This window comes from Stenotrophomonas sp. STEN056 (genome assembly GCF_056759635.1).
The window spans coordinates 13,435-31,159 of record NZ_JBRRDL010000014.1 but is presented as its reverse complement, the minus strand read 5'-3'; the positions used below and the strand labels follow the sequence as shown (position 1 = coordinate 31,159).

Annotated in this window: 14 protein-coding genes and 1 pseudogene; 12 read left to right on the top strand and 3 right to left on the bottom strand. The window is 58.4% G+C overall.

All coding sequences use genetic code 11. From position 1 onward, the window contains the following. The first annotated feature begins 156 nt into the window (after positions 1-156). A complete protein-coding gene (locus tag ACVOLO_RS09495) occupies positions 157-4,659 on the top strand; it encodes a hemagglutinin repeat-containing protein (RefSeq protein ID WP_481570007.1) in 4,503 nt (1,500 codons plus the stop codon). Further along, a complete protein-coding gene (locus ACVOLO_RS09490; protein ID WP_481570006.1) occupies positions 4,649-4,993 on the top strand; it encodes an Imm8 family immunity protein in 345 nt (114 codons plus the stop codon). Before ACVOLO_RS09495 ends, ACVOLO_RS09490 begins: the two co-directional genes overlap by 11 nt. A 103-nt stretch (positions 4,994-5,096) precedes the next feature. Here the strand turns inward: ACVOLO_RS09490 and ACVOLO_RS09485 are convergent, their stop codons facing one another. Further along, positions 5,097-5,345, bottom strand: a complete 249-nt coding sequence (locus ACVOLO_RS09485; RefSeq protein ID WP_481570046.1) for an IS3 family transposase — start codon at positions 5,343-5,345, stop codon at positions 5,097-5,099. A 142-nt stretch (positions 5,346-5,487) separates the two neighbouring features. Here ACVOLO_RS09485 and ACVOLO_RS09480 point away from each other — a divergent pair, with 142 nt between their 5' ends. From ACVOLO_RS09480 to ACVOLO_RS09450, 7 genes are all read left to right on the top strand, one after another. Beyond that, the gene (locus ACVOLO_RS09480; protein ID WP_481570005.1) at positions 5,488-6,357 is read left to right on the top strand and encodes a hypothetical protein; all 870 of its coding nucleotides are present in this window, start codon (positions 5,488-5,490) and stop codon (positions 6,355-6,357) included. A 114-nt stretch (positions 6,358-6,471) separates the two neighbouring features. Beyond that, the gene (locus ACVOLO_RS09475) at positions 6,472-6,816 is read left to right on the top strand and encodes a hypothetical protein (RefSeq protein ID WP_481570004.1); all 345 of its coding nucleotides are present in this window, start codon (positions 6,472-6,474) and stop codon (positions 6,814-6,816) included. Between the two features lie 178 nt (positions 6,817-6,994). After that, on the top strand, positions 6,995-7,591 hold the full coding sequence (locus ACVOLO_RS09470) for a hypothetical protein (RefSeq protein WP_481570003.1): 597 nt from the start codon (positions 6,995-6,997) through the stop codon (positions 7,589-7,591). Between the two features lie 162 nt (positions 7,592-7,753). Continuing rightward, positions 7,754-8,155: a hypothetical protein gene (locus tag ACVOLO_RS09465; protein ID WP_481570002.1), complete on the top strand. Its 402-nt coding sequence runs from the start codon at positions 7,754-7,756 to the stop codon at positions 8,153-8,155. Positions 8,156-8,630: 475 nt separating this feature from the next. Beyond that, the gene (locus ACVOLO_RS09460) at positions 8,631-9,077 is read left to right on the top strand and encodes a hypothetical protein (protein WP_481570001.1); all 447 of its coding nucleotides are present in this window, start codon (positions 8,631-8,633) and stop codon (positions 9,075-9,077) included. A gap of 111 nt (positions 9,078-9,188) precedes the next feature. Then, positions 9,189-9,530 carry a hypothetical protein gene (locus tag ACVOLO_RS09455; RefSeq protein WP_481570000.1) on the top strand — a complete coding sequence of 114 codons (342 nt, stop codon included), beginning with the start codon at positions 9,189-9,191 and terminating at the stop codon, positions 9,528-9,530. Between the two features lie 281 nt (positions 9,531-9,811). Further along, entirely contained in the window at positions 9,812-10,255 is a 444-nt protein-coding gene (locus ACVOLO_RS09450; protein WP_481569999.1) for a DUF6911 family protein, read from the top strand. 170 nt (positions 10,256-10,425) lie between these two features. On the opposite strand, the pseudogene ACVOLO_RS09445 reads toward ACVOLO_RS09450, so the two are convergent. Further along, positions 10,426-10,575: pseudogene (locus tag ACVOLO_RS09445) on the bottom strand (IS3 family transposase); the annotation flags it as partial. A gap of 347 nt (positions 10,576-10,922) precedes the next feature. Continuing rightward, the gene (locus ACVOLO_RS09440) at positions 10,923-12,686 is read right to left on the bottom strand and encodes a peptide MFS transporter (RefSeq protein ID WP_481569997.1); all 1,764 of its coding nucleotides are present in this window, start codon (positions 12,684-12,686) and stop codon (positions 10,923-10,925) included. Between the two features lie 210 nt (positions 12,687-12,896). On the opposite strand from ACVOLO_RS09440, the gene ACVOLO_RS09435 reads away from it, so the two are divergent. The 3 genes from ACVOLO_RS09435 (at position 12,897) to ACVOLO_RS09425 (ending at position 17,566) form a co-directional block, all read left to right on the top strand. Continuing rightward, positions 12,897-14,894: an OPT family oligopeptide transporter gene (locus ACVOLO_RS09435; RefSeq protein ID WP_481569996.1), complete on the top strand. Its 1,998-nt coding sequence runs from the start codon at positions 12,897-12,899 to the stop codon at positions 14,892-14,894. 270 nt (positions 14,895-15,164) lie between these two features. After that, positions 15,165-17,231, top strand: coding sequence for a S9 family peptidase (locus ACVOLO_RS09430; protein WP_481569994.1), 2,067 nt, complete (start codon positions 15,165-15,167; stop codon positions 17,229-17,231). A gap of 98 nt (positions 17,232-17,329) precedes the next feature. After that, on the top strand, positions 17,330-17,566 hold the full coding sequence (locus ACVOLO_RS09425) for an SHOCT domain-containing protein (protein WP_481569993.1): 237 nt from the start codon (positions 17,330-17,332) through the stop codon (positions 17,564-17,566). Positions 17,567-17,725: the final 159 nt, after the last annotated feature.

Below are 17,725 nucleotides of genomic sequence, written 5' to 3'. Positions count from 1 at the left end.
GATCCGAAACGGGGGTTGAGAGCAGGGAGTGGAGTCGGTTTTTAATAACTCCGATCTGACCCCTGTTTTAAATTGTTTACTGAGACGGATTGGATCGGTCCTGCGATGGGACCTTCCCTTGGCGGCCTAAGTTTGGATTCGAGGAATCGGCTGGAGATGGCAATATTGGGGCCGATCTTCGGAGCCCCTGGTGCCTACACGCAGATGCTTAGGGGAACCCTTGAGCAAGTTGTCGGTGCTAATCGTGCGGGTGCTGCTGCGTTCGATCTTGCCGGGATCTGGCTGGTCGAGCAGACCATCACCCTGGCCGACGGCTCCACCACCACCGCGTTGGTGCCGCAGGTGTATCTGCGCGTGCAGGCCGGTGACCTGGACCGCAGCGGCGCATTGCTGGCCGGTGCCAACGTGGACATCAAGCTGCGGGGTGATCTGGTCAACCAGGGCGACATCGCAGGCCGTCAGCTGGTCTCGATAGATGCCGGCAACATCCGCAACCTATCCGGCGCCAACATCAGCGGCCAGCAGGTGGGCCTGCAGGCTCGGCAGGACATCGACATCATCGGCAGCACGGTTACTGCCACCGATGCGATGCGTGTGAACGCCGGTGGCAACATCACCGTGGCTTCCACCACGCAGTCGTGGGATACCGGCGGTTCGTCGCAGCAGCGCACCACCACCATTGACCGCGTGGCGGGCCTGTATGTGACCGATTCCGGCGGGCAAGGGGCGTTGTCGGTGAATGCAGGCGGCGACATCAACCTGGCTGCTGCGCAGGTGGTCAATGCGGGCGTGAACGGCGCAACCGTGCTGGCCGCGGGCGGAGATCTCAACCTCGCCACGGTTACCGAAACGCACCGCGTGGACATCATCACCGACGCCCGCAACCACTACAGCACCAGCCAGACGACCCAGGTGGGCAGTGTGGTCAATGGCGCCGGCAACGTGGTGTTGCAGGCAGGCAACGACGTCAACCTGGCCGCCGCCAAAGTCAGTGCAGGCAATGCGATTGCCGTGCAGGCCGGGCGTGATATCAACAGCACCGCCGTCATTGACGTAGCCACGCTGAATGACAGCCAGGCAGGTAAGCGCTGGTCCAGGACGGTCTCGGCGTCGGACGAAACCGTGCATGGCACCGAGCTCAATGCAGGCGGCAACATCGCACTGCAGGCCGGGCGCGATATCACCCTGCAGGCCGCCACGGTCGCCAGCGAAGACGGCGGTGTCGGGTTGTCCGCAGGCCGCGATGTCAAGCTGCTGGCCGAGCAGGAACAGCACGACCTGACCATCGACGAGCAACGCACCAAGAAGGGCTTCCTCAAGCGCAAGACCACTACCACGCATGATGCGTGGAGTGACAGCATCGCCATCACCACCTCGCTCAGTGGCGAGACGGTCACGGTAGCGGCCGGGCGCGACCTTGTTTCGCAGGGCGCGCAGGTGGCCGGTACGGGTGATGTGTTGTTGGCGGCGAGGCGGTACGTGGTGCTGGATACTGCGGAGAACACGCACACCGAGGTGCACGACAAGACCGTCAAGAAGTCGGGCTTGTTCTCCGGCGGTGGGGTCGGCTTCACCATCGGCAAGCAGCAGACCGACACCACCGCTGATATCACCGAAACCACTCACTCGGGCAGCCTGATCGGCAGCATCGAAGGTCGCGTGGACATCGCCGCCGGGCGCGATGTGTCCATCACCGGCAGCGATGTCCTCAGCCGGGAAGGTATCGGCATCATCGGCCAGAACGTCACCATTCAGGCCGCCGAAGACAGCAACGCCGTAGTCGAGACGCAGAAGTTCAAGCAGGCCGGTCTCAATGTCAGCTTGAAGGGCGGAGCCGTGGATACGGCCATGGCGCTCAAGCACACCGTGGAGCGCGCAGCCGACGCCAAGGACGGCCGCCTGAGCGCACTGTACGCAGCCAAGGCTGGGCAGACGCTGTTCTCCGGCGGTCAGAACAGCGGCATGAACAGCCTGAAGGGCTTCGGAAGCCAAGTGGATAAGGCGAAGGCCGACGTGAAAAATGAGGACCAGACCACAGGTGGCCTCAGCCTTCGGATTGGTATCGGCGCCAGCAAGAGCTCCAGCTCCAGTGAATACAACGCCACGGCAGCGTCAGGCAGCCGCATCGCCAGCGAAGGGGATGTGGTCATTCAAGCCACGGGTGATGGCCAGGGCAATGGCGGTGACCTGAAAATCATCGGCAGTCAGGTCGAGGGCGACAACGTCACCCTGGCAGCGGCCAATGACCTGATTCTCAAGTCGCAGAAGGAAACGCGCGAACAGGTCGAGCGCAACAAATCATCCAGCGGCGAGATCGGCATCACCATCGGCTCGGAGGCGGGTATTGGGGTCTACGTTGCTGCATCTGCTGCCAAGGGCAAGGGTGATGGTGGTGGCACCACGCATGCGGAAACCACGGTGGATGCCGCCAATACGCTCACGTTGATCAGCGGCCGCGACACCACGCTGGAAGGTGCGCAGACGCGAGGCGAGACCGTCATTGCCAATGTCGGTCGCGACCTGGCGTTGATTAGTCAGCAGGACAGCAACGACTACAAGCGCAAGGATGTGTCCGCTGGCATCGACGTGGCAGTGGGCACTGGTGGTGCCGCGGTCAGCGCCAACTACAACCAGAGCAAGATCGACAGCACCTACACCAGCGTCAAGGAACAGACCGGCATCCAGGCCGGCGACGGTGGCTTTGATATCACTGTGGGTGGGCACACACAGCTGACCGGGGCGGCGATTGCCAGCACGGCTGATGCCGCGCTGAATCGTTTGAGCACCAGCAGCCTGTCTGTCGAAGACCTGAAGAACGAAGCGGCGTACAAGGCCAACAGCGTCGGCATCAGTGTGAGCGGCAGTACCTCCGGTGGCATGAATGCCCCCGCGCCGAGCCTGGGCGTGCCACAGAGCGAAAACAGCAGCAGCGTGACGCGTAGTGATATCGCAGCGGGCACGGTGGAGGTGCGCAATGGCGACACCAGCGCGCTTGATGGACTGGATCGCAATGTTACGGCCCTGCAGCAGGATGGTCTGAAGGAGATATTTGACCAGCAGAAGGTGCAGGAACGGCTGGAGATGGGGCAGGTTGCAGCAGAGGTGGGAATGCGTGCGGCCGGTGGTTTGGCGGAGAAGATGGGCTGGAAGGAGGGCAGCAAGGAGAAGGTAATTCTCCATGGCGCAGTAGGTGCTGCTATTGCAGCACTGGGCGGTGGTAGCGTCCTGGATGGACTGACGGGTGCCGCAGCAAGTCAGGCAGCGAGCCTGGCAGCACTGAAATATCTGAGTGGCGCACAAATCGATCCAGACTCGTCGGAGGGTAAGGCGCTGATGGAGCTGGTGAGCATCGCCGTCGGTGCTGCGGTGGGCGGTGGCAGTGGCGCTGCGACTGCGTTGGCTGGGGAGCAGTTCAACCGGCAGTTACATCCGGATGAAGTTGCATTTCTTAAACGAAAAGATGTTGTCGACGACTATGTTAGGTATATGGCGGAAAATGGGATTGTGCTTACCAACGAAGAAGCGCATGTGCGATTGGATAGATTTGCCGCAGCTGGTGAGGATATGCAGTGGGCCAAGATAAATGGCCGAGATTCGCTGACTGAGTCGTTTTTGGATAAGAGGGCTGCCAATTTGTCCTATGTTGACTCCCGAGGGCGTGATCATGAATTCTTTAAAAGTACAGCAAGTGAATACCGGGATGAGACGCAGAATCTTAAGGCTCTTCTCGGAAGCCTGAGTCCCGGGTCGGGTACTTTTTTGTATTTGAAAAATAATGCGGTGCAGATTGACCTTGGTGACTGGAACCAGCGATTCAAGGCAGGGCAGGCAGCAGGCCTCGCCCGTGCTGAAGGCGAGGCGGGGTTAGGAAGTGACGTCGGTAGGCTGCTTTCCGGTCTGTGGGGGTTGCCTGGCTATTTATCTCGATCAGCAAGTGATAGTCAAGTCGGGCCGTTAGATGACGTGCAGATGGCTGACTACTACCAAAAACTTCTTCTGCTGCAAGATCGAGCTGAAGCGGCAGGCTATGTCTATGAGTATGATTGGGCCACTATTCAGCGATTGATGTGGACAGGTGTTCTTGCTGCAGAGGTCGGCGGGGTGATCGCCAGAACTACTGCGAAAGCAGTAAAGGGAATATCTGCTGATATCGCTTCGGGCCGTAAAGTTGAAGGTAATAACCTGGTTGCCGGGGCTATAGCCGACTCGGAGGCAGGCGCGCCCCCAGTCGCGCGAGCAGATGGAGCCGCGGATTCCGCAGCTGGCGTGAAATTGCGTGATGACCTGCGCGTGCGCGAGTTGGAGTCACGAGCCCGAGACCTGGAGTTAATCTCGGCCCTCGACGATAGGCTTGCTAAGGCAGCTGCTGGTGGTGCCAATGGATATCTAAATTTCGGCATTGGGCACGCATCTGCCGCCGAGGCGAACAGATTGGGCGTACTTTGGGTCGGTGCCGGAGCGAGAGAGATAACAGGTGGATTAGGTCTTGTTAGTGCTGATGGTACTAGAATCTATCGCTTTCCCACGGCCAAGCAGAATTCTAAGCATGCTGAAACCGGAGTTCAGGCGAATTTTGAGAGGTATGATGTCGACTCGACAGGAAGAAGGGTCAAGGTTTCCAATGGGCATCTCGATGTGAGGGTTGGTGATGAAGGCTGAATTGAAAGGTGTTTTTTCGGACTTATTTGATCCAATTGAATATATTCCCAATGATGTAAGGAACTTCTTCGTCTCGTTGCGTTTGTCAATAGGTGTGGTGGGGAGTGAGGCGGCGGACAATTTCGATCTATGTGTATGTACGCCGTTGTGGCTAAAGGATGTAGGGGGGGATCATTGGGGGAGGTTCTTGCTGATCGTCGATAGTTACGATTATTGGAGGATAGTTCGTCTTGTTGAAGGCTACATTGGAGATTGCAAGGGTGAGTCTTGGGTCGAACTGGCCGGGAAGTTGTCTCGTATGTTCCAATGGGAATTTGAGGACTACGCAGAATAAGCGGTGAGAATTGTATTGGGTTCGCTCGTGTGTTCTATTGGCCTGACGGACTGGTAGTTCACCTTGTGAAGCCTGTTCCTTTAAAAGCTGTTACACCAATAGACTAAGAGGAGCCGGGGGTAGATTGAGCTGCCCCGGATTCCATGGGCAAGGTAGTCAGGGGGCACTCCCGACTTGTTGATACTGCTGTGACCTGTAAAGGCGTGATGTAGCCGGGGGGTGAATCAAACCAAGCTCGGTTATAGAACAGCTCGATGTACTCGAAGATTGCCGTCCGTGCTGCTTCTCGACTGACAAAGGGGCGGCGATCGTTGATTTCGAGCTTCAGATTAGCGAAGAAACTCTCAATCAATGCTTCGACTCGCCATCGTTCGGTTTCAGAATAATACAGGATTCGATGAAAACTAAGAAAGCAAGGGGCCAAGTTGTTTTTTTTTTTTTTGTAAAGATCGGATTATGCCTCCTGTTTTCCGTGAATAACGAAGGCGAAAGTCATGATGCGTGATTATGGCGTGATTATCGAGGAGCGTCGCGAGTGGTTGTCGCAGTCGGAGGCGATGACTGCCCGAAAGGTTGTGCGGCTTCAAGAGAGTTTGGATGATGAGTCGTCTGATGGCCTGCTTCTGGCATCGACGACTCTTCCCTTTTTGTCTATTCTTTACGGCTCTAAAGGTCTTATTGCAATCGAGGATGGGCATGCTGAAGAGGGGGCGATTTATCGTTCCCTGCTATATCGTTTTTGGGAGATAAGGATTCGTGTTGCGTCGGCAGCTAAGCGATCATTCATGAACCCTGTAGGGCCAGGTAGGGATCTCTCCATTCTTATACCTAACGCCGCATGTTTGATTTTCGCTTTTGTTGCTTTAGGTGATAAGGCTCGCGTTCGATTGATGTTGGGCGCACTTCGATTTTTGCTCGGTGGTGTTGATGTAGATAAGGTGCATTTGGATTTTCATGTTGTGAACTTCTCTGTTTGGCTGGGTGATAATTATCTTCAAGGTAAACAGGCTGTGCTGGTTGGGGCTGCAGGCGGGATTGATCAATTTGGTATATATAGTGGGGTGGTTCAGGGCTGGGGTACAGGTCGCGTGGCGGAGTCGATTCCGACTTTATTGGAATATCATTACGCTAATACCGATGATGACGGTGTTGGTCGTATCCCAGGATTCGTCTGGTGTCCATTTGACGCTATTCCATTCGAGGTCGTCGCGATAATTGGATTGAACTCGTCACTTGGAGTCGATTTTTCTCCAGTTCAGGGGCGGGTTTTGCATTATTTGGCCGCGCTGGACTTGATCGCGAAAGGTACGGTGGATTCAAATATTGATCGTATTGAAGATATATTTAGAGTCCATTATTCTTGAAGGGTTCCGCGGGCAAGGCAGGGGCTAGAGTTGGGTTTTAAATAACTCAATTTCGGACCCTGTTTTGCATCAATCACCGAGTCGAACTTCCAAGGGCGATGCCGTAGAGTGTAAATGGCAGTTCCTAATGGAAACTTGTGGGTAGGTCCGCTGAAGGTTAACCCGTTTGCATTGGGGGCGGATAATGCGATGAATGATGTTGAGAGCCTTAGGGTTAAGGCCGTTGTTCTGCGGGATGTTTTGGAAAGGTATGCTGCGGTTGATCGTAATGCAGCTTTGGCTCTCATGGCCATGATGCAGACATTTTCTGATATTCAGAATGGGCTTATTGTTCCGCCTTGTGACAATGAATTCAGGTGGTATTTTGCCAATACAGACTCACCTTTGTTCGAGTATGCGGATCTGGGTGAGGCGGCAGCTCAATATTCCAAAGCATTGGAGCTGTGGTCTGATGAGTAATGTCTGGTGAAATGCGGTGGAGTCGAGTTGTATGAGTTCATATTTTGAGCTGTCAAGGGATGTTTTAGTCATCCTGTATTGAGTGATCTGAAACTCTGTCTGTCCGGATTCGGATGCTGTTGGACTTCTTCCTGGCTCTTATTTTCGTTCCAGGTGGTCGACATGGAGGTTATTCTTGATGCTTGATTTAAAGATGATTGCGCGAGTAGGCGTTGTTCTTGGTTGTTGCGCCTTGATGTCGGGCTGCTTCATCAAGGAAGTAGTAAAGAGCGAGCTGTCGTCTTACGACGAGCCAAGGCACGACGGCGTGGCGTACCTGAGGGTCGTGGGCTCGCGCAACGTCAAGGTCTATCCGGACAGCACCTGCGTGAGTTCCGACGTTCCGGGAAGCGGTTATCCGGCGGGCCCCCAGATGGGTGGGCAGCGCAAGCGCGATTTGGGCATGCCTAAAACTACCGATGTTCCCAAGCACTTCGTCGAGATGGCAGTGCGTCCTGGGCAGCCCATAACGGCGGGCTTCTCATTCTATTTTGAATCCCAGCGCTCCGCTGCTGGACGCCCGGGTTCAGTTGAGCGTGGCTCGGCGAGCTGCTATCAGGCGCGAAGCTTTGTCCCTGAGGCCAACCAGAATTACGAAATGCGTGCGCATTGGACGAGTCAAGGCTGCGGTGTCGACGTGTCGCTAGTGCTGGTAAACGCTGATGGCTCGGTTATTCGCCGGCCGACTTCTAGTGAGCCTGCGAGTTCTTGCCCTGTTGATCATAGGGCTAAATGATCCGCGGTCATTCTATGAAAACAGGGGTCAGAGTCGGGTTTTCAATAACGCCACTCTGGCCCCTTCTTCTACAGGGAAGTTGGATCAAGAAGGCCGGGATTTAGGCGTGCGACCTGTTTTGCCCGACTTTCAATTGACCTGGTTCTGTTGAGGTTGTCCTTTATGGGATTTGATTATGAGAATGGACGGCTTCTGCTGGTAATGGAATGTCTGAGGTATGCGCTGCTGCCATATAGCTCGCTGGACAAGTACGTTAAGAGTCTGCTGGGCGAGGAAGGGCCTGGCGGAGGAGACCCTGGCTGGTGGATAGTTTGGGTCGAGAACGAGGATGAGGCTGTTGATCCTGATGCATGGCGGGAATTCATGGACTGCAGCTCATTTGGGACTGGATGCTTTGAAGCTTGGCTAGAGGATGAGATGGGCGTCTCGAACCCCTCATATGGTTACTACTCAAAAGAAGAGGTTTTTTCTTGCGTTAGAGAGAAGTTGCGACGCATGGAATTCGAGTGGCCAGAGCGGCGCGATGAGGCTCGTTCCCTTTCAATTAGATTCAAATATCCATAATGCGGAAAAAGCACGGGTAAAATCGGTTCGTAAATAGCCTTGCTCCGATTCCTGTTTTGCTGAAATACGACGTCAGGACCATAGATGTGGGAGGGTGCAAGGTGATATATCGGGCTGCAATGCTTTCTAGTGAGAAAAGTAGGGGGCAAGGAGAACTGGGTCGGAGTCGGTTTTCGTAGGAATCGGTCTTCGCTCCTGTTTTGGGCAGCCAAACGAAATCCCGTTAAGGACTGAGGAAGGTGGACTCAATTGCTGTGATGTATCAGATGGGATTCGTCGCTTTGAAGGCAGGGGTCAGAGTCGGGTTTTCAATAACTCCACTCTGCCCCCCTGTTTTCCTCTTGCTTCCGAATGAACTAGGTGCCCCTATTTTTGCCCCGACGCGTCAGGTTGCTTGGGATTCCAAAGCGAATAAGTAAGCTTTTGATGTCGATGTCTACGGGAATTCAGTGCCTCATCCCGAAATTAAGGCTGAATGGAAGATGTATTATCCGCAGGAGAAGCGTTCGTGACGGCGTTGAAGTATTTGTGCTTATATAGGGAGCGAGATTACGCGCGAGCGGATGTGTCGCAGCCCAGTATCCATGACAATATGAATTTCTTGCCTGAACGGGCTGCTTGCGAAATAGCTAGTTATATGGGGAAAGGTCTTGTTCTCTTGGAGTTTGTTAGTCCTGTTTCCGACCCTATCAATAGTGATGATATGGTTAGAAATGCCATATTCTCTGATGGAGTTTATGCTTGGGATGGTGTGGTAATGAATTGGATTGAAAGATATCGGATTCGCTTGCCGGATGAGTTTATGCGGCATTTCCATTCGGTCGTAAGTAAGGATATTCCAGTGACGGAACAGGATGCTGAGCGCTTGTTCGATGAGTTCCGGTCCGCTTCAAAAATTTATCTTCGAGAACAAGGGGCATAGCCGGAGGTTTAATAACTCCACTCTGACTCCTGTGTTCCTGTTTTCGTGTCGGGCTACAATGCCTCCTAGTGGGGTCGTTTCGGTTATTGCCTATTATCCGGGGCAGTGAATATGAGTGTTGGGATATTTGACTGCATCGCCAATGTTAAAATGTTGTATCGCAGTTTTGATGCGAACGCTGAAAATTGGGATTTGGCGATACGTGAGCTAGTGTCGGAAATTGAAAATGTATCCAATCCGGATGTTCTCGAGCGGTGTATTCTTGAGGATGAGAATTGGGCAATTCCGGTGGGTGAGCGGATTTTTATTCTGAGGAAGGCGAAAGATCTTGGAGCCTCATCTGCTGAATTTTTGACTGATTACTACGGATATCTTTCAGCGCATTTGGATCCTGGTGTTGAGTGGGACGAGGCGGAGCAGGCTCTGGCGCGGATTTTGAAGTTGAGAGAATAAGAGAGAAAACAGGGGTCAGAGTCGGGTTTTCAATAACTCCACTCTGACCCCTGTTTTGCGTTTTGCAGTGAGTCCAGGTAAGCAGTGAGTAATGTTGAGAGCCGAAAAGTTAAAGCTGCCGCTCTGTAGGGTATTTTGGAGAGGTACGCCGCGGTTGATCGTAATGCAGCAGCGTACTGACTGTTGTGGCTGAGCGGTCGGGGGCTGGAGCGGCTTCAGATCGTTGATACGGCAAAGGGTGAAGTGCGTATATGGGGGCGTGGAATGGGTTGGAGGGATTAATGTCAAATTTTGAAGATAAGTCCGTGGTTTTGGAGATTCTTAGTTTGGATGAGACTATGGATCCCCCTGCGCGCCTTCTTTCGCGGCCAGATTGGCTGGATATTCTTGTGGCTATCAGGGCTGTGTATGAGAATGACGGCTTCATCTATTTGAAGATATTGGAGCCAAAGAGTTCCTACGTGAGGGAGCTCTCCATGAAGTCGATTCAGGGAAGCTATAGGCTGATTGCTTTGACGCGATCGGAAGACCCTAAAAGTGGACTTTTGGAGTGGCGAAGAAACGAGGATAGGTTTGAGGCGAGCGTAAGGTTCGGAAATGACGAGTGGGATGCTCGAACGATATGTTTAGACATTTCCGTAGCCGAAAATATTTTCAGGGAAATTTTTGATTTTGGTGATATCGAGACACACTTGAGTTGTATGAGATCTCAGTGGGATCCTTGAGTTTTGAATGCCCTGTATCAGGTGGGAAAGAAAGGGGCGCGTCGAAGGAGGGTAAAAAAGGGTCCAAAACAGGGGCGGAGTGAACTGCCCCGAATTCCATGGATAAGGTAGTCAGGGGAAACTCCCGATCTGTTGATATTGCTGCTCGGTCTGTAAAGGTGTGGTGTGCCGAGAGCCGAATGAAGCCGGGCTCGGTTATAGAAGAGCTCGATGTACTCGAAGATGGCCCTCCTTGCTGTTTCTCGACTGACAAAAGGACGGCCATCGTTGATTTCGAGTTTCAGATTGGCGAAGAAACTCTCAATCATTGCGTTGTCGTAGGGCATGCCGGTGCCGATTCCGGTAGTTCAATGTTCGGCTTAGTTGGAGGCATCCGGTTCGTGGTGCTGGCGAAACTCGGCGGACGTCAGCCCGCCAAGGCTGTCGTGAAGTATCCCGGTGTTGTGATGGGCCATATGGCGTGTGGCAACTCCGCGTGAGCTGCGAGGCACAAGGTTGGCCAGGTGCATTCAAGTGGAATGCACGCAGCCGTGGACCTGGCGGACATTGAGCTTCAATCGGGCCAGCGGTGCTGGAGGTACCAGACTCCGTACTTTCTCCGGTTCATTGGGGAAAGTGGCGAACGCGACGAACGGCGTCCTTGATGGCAGTTAGGCAGGCAGGGTGCTCAACGCACCCCGTGCATCATCCGTTTCAGCAGCGGTGACACCGCAAGCGCCAGAACCGCGCAGCCCAGGCCAATCCACATCAGCAGCCAGAACAGGTGTTCGTAGCGGGCCGCGGCTTCGGCGATATTCATCACTTCGCCTTCGGGCACGTCGATGGCGGCGAGCTTGCCGAACAGGGCGGCGAGTGTTTCGGAGAAGGCGGTGGCCAGGAACCAGGTGCCCATCATCAGGCTGACCACGCGCGGTGCCGCCAATTGGGTGACTGCCGACAAGCCCACCGGCGACAGGCACATCTCGCCGATTTCCAGGATCAGGTACGCCAGCACCAGCCACCACACGCTGGCCATCTGCCCGGTGAGGCCCACCTGCTGCGCGGCCAGTGCCAGCGGCACGAACGACAACGCGGCAAACACCAGGCCGAAGGAGGATTTGACCGGCTTGGAAGGATCGAGCCGGCGCTTGTCCAGCCAGGCCCACAGCGCGGCAAACAGCGGCGCCAGCAGCACCAGGAACAGGGCGCCCAGATAGGTAAGCGAGCCGGCGGTCTGCGGCAGCACCAGGCAGTCGCGCACCAGCATCACCAACATGGCAATCACGATGACGGCGAACAGGGTGCGCGGTGCCGTGGATGCGGGGTTGCGGTCGGACAGCCGCGCGGCCACCACGAAGCCCAGCGGTGCCAGCAGCAGCGAGATGATTGACCACGGCAGCGGCGTGCCTTCGCGGATCACCAGCGCCGGCACCAGGTCCTTGGTCAGCAGGCGGTCGGTGAAGGTGACCCACGAGCCATAGGTCTGCTCATAGAGGGTGAAGAACACCAGCGCCATGAAGATCAGCACCATCAGCGCGATCATCTGCTGGCGTTGCTCCGGCGTGCATTGGGTGCCGGTGAACCAGGCAAACCACAGCAGCACGCCGCCCAGCACCACGATCATCAGCATCAGCGCCAGGCTGATTTCGCCGCCCAGGGCGAACGCGCCGTTGGCTGCGGCCCACATCAAAGCGGCGACCGGCACGATGGCGATCACGGCCACCGCGTAGATCAGCCACTCGCGCGGCACGCCCAGTACGCGCTCACGCAGCGACGCCGGTTGTGCGGGTTCGGCATGGCCGTGCAGGTACTTCTGGCCCCACAGGAACATGCCCAGCCCGACCAGCATGCCGATGCCGGCCGCACCGAAGCCGTACTTCCAGCCATAGGCTTCACCAAGAAAGCCACAGACCAGCGAGGCAAACAGCGCGCCAAGGTTGATGCCGGCATAGAACAACGAAAAGCCCGAATCCCGGCGCGGGTCGTTGTCCGGGTACAGCTTGCCGACGATGGTGGAAATGTTGGGCTTGAGGAAACCCACGCCCATGATGATCAGCGCCAGAGAAAGATAGGTGACGCCGAGTGCGGCTTCATCGCGGACGACTTCGCCGGCGACGCGGTGTGCCTGGTGGCCCTCGAAGGCCATGCCGGCATGGCCCAGCACCAGCAGGATGCCGCCGAACACCACCGCCTTGCGCATGCCCAGCCAGCGGTCCGCCAGCATGCCGCCGAACACGGGAATGCAGTACACCAGCCCGCCATAGGCGCCCAGCAGATCCAGCCCGGCCTTGTCGCCGAACAGGTGGTATTTGGTGAGGTACAGCAACAGCAGCGCCTTCATGCCATAGAAGGAGAAGCGCTCCCACATCTCGGTGAAGAAACAGACGTACACGCCCTTCGGGTGGCCGAGGAAATCGTCCGTGCCGGTCACGGGAAGGGAAGCGGAGGACATGGGCGGCAACCAGATCAAGGCAGGCCGGCGAGTATAGGGGCCGACGCCGGTGATCCCTGCGGCACTGCGGCAAGTGGGAGGTTGGCGCATGCGGCTGTGCACAATCCGGCGCCCGGGCGTACCTCGCCTGGGTGATGCGCCGGGCCGACTGGACTTGGCGTTAAGCGGGCGTTAGCGTGGCAGCGGTTTTTTGCCATCCAAGGGCTTTACATGAACAACGCTGCGCCTGCGCAGCTCACATTCCGCGCGGTGGTTCTTGCCATCGTGCTGGCTGTGGTGCTGTCCGCTGCCAATGCTTACCTGGGCCTGTTTGCCGGCCTTACCATCGCCACCGCCATTCCAGCCGCCGTCGTCTCGATGGGCGTGCTGCGTCTGCTCGGTGGCGGCACCATTCTTGAAAACAACATCGTCCAGACCGGCGCTTCGGCCGGCTCGTCGATTGCCGCCGGTGTCATCTTCACCATCCCGGCGCTGGTCATCATGGGGTACTGGCCGGACTTCAAGTACTGGTGGGTGCTGGGCATCGCCGGTTTGGGCGGCCTGCTGGGCGTGCTGTTCTCGGTGCCGCTGCGGCGCTCGATGATCGTTGAGGATCCGCTCCCGTTCCCGGAAGGCAAGGCGGCCGCGGAAGTGCTCAAGGCCGGTGAAAACCCGGGCCCGGGCATGAAGATCCTCGGCATTTCGGCGGCCATCGGCGGCCTGGTGAAGCTGGCCGCGGCCTCGGGCCTGCGCATCTTCCCGGACGCCTGGGCACAGGCAGCCTATGTGGGCAGCTCCAAGGTCACCGCCTTCATCGGCACCAACCTGTCGCCGGCGCTGCTGGGCGTGGGTTACATCGTTGGCCTGAACGTGGGCATCGTGGTGCTGTCCGGTTCGATCCTGTCCTGGCATATCGCCATTCCGGCGTACCAGGCGTTCTTCATGGGCACCAACCCGGAGCTGGCGGCGTCCATCGCCAATGCGCCGGCAGCGGATGCGGCCTTCGCCATCTGGGGCTCGCAGATCCGTTACCTGGGCGTCGGCGCCATGCTGATCGGCGGCGTCTGGACGTTGTTCTCGCTGCGCAAGTCGCTGCTCAATGGCGTCAAGAGCGGCTTTGCCGCCGCCCGCAAGAGCAGTGGCCCGGCGCTGGCCGAGACCGAGCGCGACCTGCCGATGAAGTGGATGCTGATCGCCCTGATCGCCTTCACCCTACCGCTGCTGGGCCTGTACCAGGCCATCGTCGGCCAGTGGCATGTGTCGGTGCCGATGACCATCATCATGATCGTCGCAGGCTTCCTGTTCGTGTCGGTGTCGGCCTACCTGGCCGGCCTGATTGGTTCGTCCAACAACCCGGTTTCGGGCATCACCATCTCCACCATCCTGTTCGCCTCGGTGGTGCTGGTGCTGCTGCTGGGTGATTCCGGCCTGGAGAAGGTCGGCGTCGGCGGTGCACCGCTGGGTGCGGTGGCCGCGATCATGATCGGCGCGGTGGTCTGCTGTGCGGCTGCCGTGGGCGGTGACAACCTGCAGGATCTCAAGGCCGGCTACCTGGTTGGCGCGACGCCGTGGAAGCAGCAGCTGATGCTGGGCATCGGTGCGTTCTCCTGCGCGCTGATCATGGCCCCGGTGCTGAACCTGCTGGCCCATGCCTATGGCATTGGCGCCCCGACCGCCGAACACCCGAACTCACTGGCGGCGCCGCAGGCCAACCTGATGGCCTCGGTTGCGCGTGGCCTGTTCGGCGGTGAACTGCCGTGGACGATGATCGCGCTGGGCGCGGGCGTCGGCGCGGTGATCATTGCCATCGACGAGTGGCTGAAGAAGACCGGCAAGCGTTTCCGCGTGCCGGTGCTGGCGGCCGCCATTGGTATCTACCTGCCGCTGGAGCTGATGGTGCCGATCTTCCTGGGCGGCCTGCTGGCCCACCTGGTCGAGCGTTTCCACAAGCTGCGTGCCGACGACGAAGAAGGCCGTGACCGCGTGCATCGCCCGGGCGTGCTGTTCGCCGCGGGCCTGATCACCGGCGAAGCCTTGATGGGCATCGCCATTGCGGTGCCGATCGTGGTCAGCGGCCAGGGCGACGTGCTGGCACTGCCGCTGGGCGGCTTTGCCGAGACCTGGGCGACGCTGTCGGCCTGGGTGGGCCTGTTCGTGTTGTTCCTGGTTGGCCTGCTGCTGTATCGCATCGGCAAGAAGGGCGAGCCGGCGGCGCCGAGCAAGAGCTGATTGTTCCCTTCTCCCCTTGTGGGAGAAGGTGCCCGAAGGGCGGAAGAGGGGAGCTTTTGACTTTGATTTGGCTGGCGCTTTGGGCGTAAGCCAAAGCCAAAGCACCCTCTCCCCAACCCCTCTCCCGTAAAGGGAGAGGGGCTATATGGCAAAGCCGCCCTTGGGCGGCTTTGCTGTTTCCGGCGGTTGTCCGGGCATGACTTCAAGCCTTTGCAGTGGGGCAGGCTGGACGCCTACCATCGCGGTTTGCCTTTATCCGGGAAGATGCCCATGAAGCTCCGTCACGCCCTGTTGCCGCTGTGCCTGTTGGCTGCCTTGCCATCACTGGCCAATGCGCGCGGTTTTGAAGTCCGCGACATGGTCAAGCTGGACCGCGTGTCCGCGCCGCTGCTGACTGCCAACGGCGGCCAGGTGGTGTTTGCCAAGCGCGTGGTTGATGCCGACCTGAAGGCCAGCAGCAGCCTGTGGATCCGTGATCTGCGCACGCGCGACCTGCGGCCGCCGCAGCAATTCACGCCGGAAGGCTGGAACGTCAACTCGGCGTCCATTTCGGCCGACGGGCAGCGCGTCTACTTCCTCAGCGCCAAGAACGGCAGCCAGCAGCTGTACGTGATGCCGCTGGCCGGCGGCGCGCCGCAGCAGCTGACCGATTTCGCCACCGATGTGGACAGCTACCGCGTCTCGCCGCAGGGCGACCGCGTGGTGTTCAGCGCCGGCGTGTTCCAGGACTGTGGCTCGGACCTGGCCTGCACCAGCAAGCGGCTTGACGCCGAGAAGGCCAGCAAGACCAGCGGCCAGGTGTTCGACAGCATGTTCGTGCGTCATTGGGATACCTGGGCCGACGGCCGCCGCAACACGCTGTTCGTGGCGCCGTTGCCGGCAGCAGGCGCAGCCGCAGTGAAGGGCGCGTCGGCCATCAGCGCGACGCTGGCCGGTGATGCGCCGTCCAAGCCGTTCGGCGGCAATGAGGATTTCGCCTGGTCGCCGGACGGCACCTCGGTGGTGGCCAGCATCCGCGTGCAGGGCAACCAGGAGCCGTGGTCGACCAATTTTGATCTGTACAAGCTCGACGCCGCCGGTAAGAAGGCGCCGGTCAATCTGACCGCCGGCAACCCGGCCTGGGATGCCGGCCCGGTGTTCAGTGCCGACGGCAAGACCCTGTTCTACCGCGCGATGAAGCGCCCGGGCTTCGAGGCCGACCGCTTCGGCCTGATGGCGATGGACCTGGCCAGCGGCAAGGTCAACGAGATTGCCGCGCAGTGGGACCGCTCGGCCGACGGCATCACCTTGTCCGCCGATGGCAGCACCATCTACACCACTGCCCAGGACATGGGCGAGCACCCGCTGTTTGCAGTAAAGGTGGCCGACGGCTCGGTCAGCAAGGTGGTGGGCGAGGGCAGCATTTCGTCCTTCGACATCGCCGGCGATACCCTGGCCTTCAGCCGCAACTCGCTCAAGAGCGGCGACCAGGTGTTCACCAGCACCACCACCGCCGGCGCCCCGCAGCGTGCCATCACCCAGAGCGCCGGGGAAATGCTGGACGGCGTGAACTTCGGTGACTTCGAGCAGTTCTCGTTCAAGGGCTGGAACGACGAGACCGTGCACGGTTATGTGGTCAAGCCGCACAACTACCAGGAAGGCAAGAAGTACCCGGTGGCGTTCCTGATCCACGGCGGCCCGCAGGGCAGCTTCGGCAACGGCTGGAGCTACCGCTGGAACCCGCAGACCTATGCCGGCCAGGGCTACGCGGTGGTGATGATCGACTTCCACGGTTCCACCGGCTACGGCCAGGCCTTCACTGATGCGATCAGCCAGCACTGGGGCGACCGCCCGCTGGAAGACCTGCAGAAGGGCTGGGCCGCGGCGCAGCAGCAGTACAGCTTCCTCAACGGCGACAAGGCCTGTGCGCTCGGCGCCAGCTATGGCGGCTTCATGGTCAACTGGATCGCCGGCAACTGGAACGAGCCGTGGAAGTGCCTGGTGAACCACGACGGTGTGTTCGACCAGCGCGCCATGGGTTATGCCACCGAAGAACTGTGGTTCACCGAGTGGGAGCAGGGCGGCACGCCGTATGACGTTCCGCAGAACTACGAGAAGTTCAACCCGGTCAACCACGTCAGCAACTGGACCAAGCCGATGCTGGTGGTGCAGGGCCAGCTCGACTACCGCATCCCGGTGGAGCAGGGCCTGGCCACGTTCACCGCGCTGCAGCGCAAGGGCATCGAGTCCAAGTTCCTGTACTTCCCGGACGAGAACCACTGGGTGCTCAAGCCGCACAACAGCGTGCAGTGGCACGACACGGTCAACGGCTGGCTGAAGCAGCACATCGGCCAGTAATGCAGTGAGGAGGCGCGTCGTGGACGCGCCTCCTTTTTTTCAGGGCTGGGCGAATGGGCCGCCTATCTTCCCGCCGACAATTACACGGAGGTTCTGCAATGGGGACTTTCAGCCTCTGGCATTGGCTGATCCTGTTGTTTCTGTTTGCGGTGCTGGTTGGCGGCGTCGGGGGGATCGTCTGGCTTGTCAGCCGCGCAGCGAAGCCCTCGCCGCGTCCAGCGGTGGCAGGTACGACAGAGAGCCGTCTGCAGCAGTTGGAAGCGTTGAAGGCAAAGGGCCTGATCAGCGCGGCCGAGTACGCGCAGCAACGTGCTGCGATTGTCTCCGGCATCTAGTACATCCATGCCCTGATCGGGGCTGGGGGAGTGGTGGGGTTGTCCCGGTCGTGAGTGGCAGGGCATAGGCGAGGGAGTCGCCGCAGAAGGTCGGTCCTGCGCTATTCCTGTCTTCCGTCGTGGAGCGGTGCTGCTGCAGGTGTTTTCTTGCAGGCGCCG

Coding starts and splice junctions, on each gene's coding strand:
- ACVOLO_RS09470 (WP_481570003.1), top strand. CDS start 6,995: ATGCTTGATTTAAAGATGATTGCGCGAGTAGGCGTTGTTCTTGGTTGT.
- ACVOLO_RS09435 (WP_481569996.1), top strand. CDS start 12,897: ATGAACAACGCTGCGCCTGCGCAGCTCACATTCCGCGCGGTGGTTCTT.
- ACVOLO_RS09450 (WP_481569999.1), top strand. CDS start 9,812: ATGTCAAATTTTGAAGATAAGTCCGTGGTTTTGGAGATTCTTAGTTTG.
- ACVOLO_RS09475 (WP_481570004.1), top strand. CDS start 6,472: ATGGCAGTTCCTAATGGAAACTTGTGGGTAGGTCCGCTGAAGGTTAAC.
- ACVOLO_RS09455 (WP_481570000.1), top strand. CDS start 9,189: ATGAGTGTTGGGATATTTGACTGCATCGCCAATGTTAAAATGTTGTAT.
- ACVOLO_RS09440 (WP_481569997.1), bottom strand. CDS start 12,686: ATGTCCTCCGCTTCCCTTCCCGTGACCGGCACGGACGATTTCCTCGGC.
- ACVOLO_RS09465 (WP_481570002.1), top strand. CDS start 7,754: ATGGGATTTGATTATGAGAATGGACGGCTTCTGCTGGTAATGGAATGT.
- ACVOLO_RS09460 (WP_481570001.1), top strand. CDS start 8,631: ATGGAAGATGTATTATCCGCAGGAGAAGCGTTCGTGACGGCGTTGAAG.
- ACVOLO_RS09495 (WP_481570007.1), top strand. CDS start 157: ATGGCAATATTGGGGCCGATCTTCGGAGCCCCTGGTGCCTACACGCAG.
- ACVOLO_RS09425 (WP_481569993.1), top strand. CDS start 17,330: ATGGGGACTTTCAGCCTCTGGCATTGGCTGATCCTGTTGTTTCTGTTT.
- ACVOLO_RS09480 (WP_481570005.1), top strand. CDS start 5,488: ATGATGCGTGATTATGGCGTGATTATCGAGGAGCGTCGCGAGTGGTTG.
- ACVOLO_RS09490 (WP_481570006.1), top strand. CDS start 4,649: ATGAAGGCTGAATTGAAAGGTGTTTTTTCGGACTTATTTGATCCAATT.
- ACVOLO_RS09430 (WP_481569994.1), top strand. CDS start 15,165: ATGAAGCTCCGTCACGCCCTGTTGCCGCTGTGCCTGTTGGCTGCCTTG.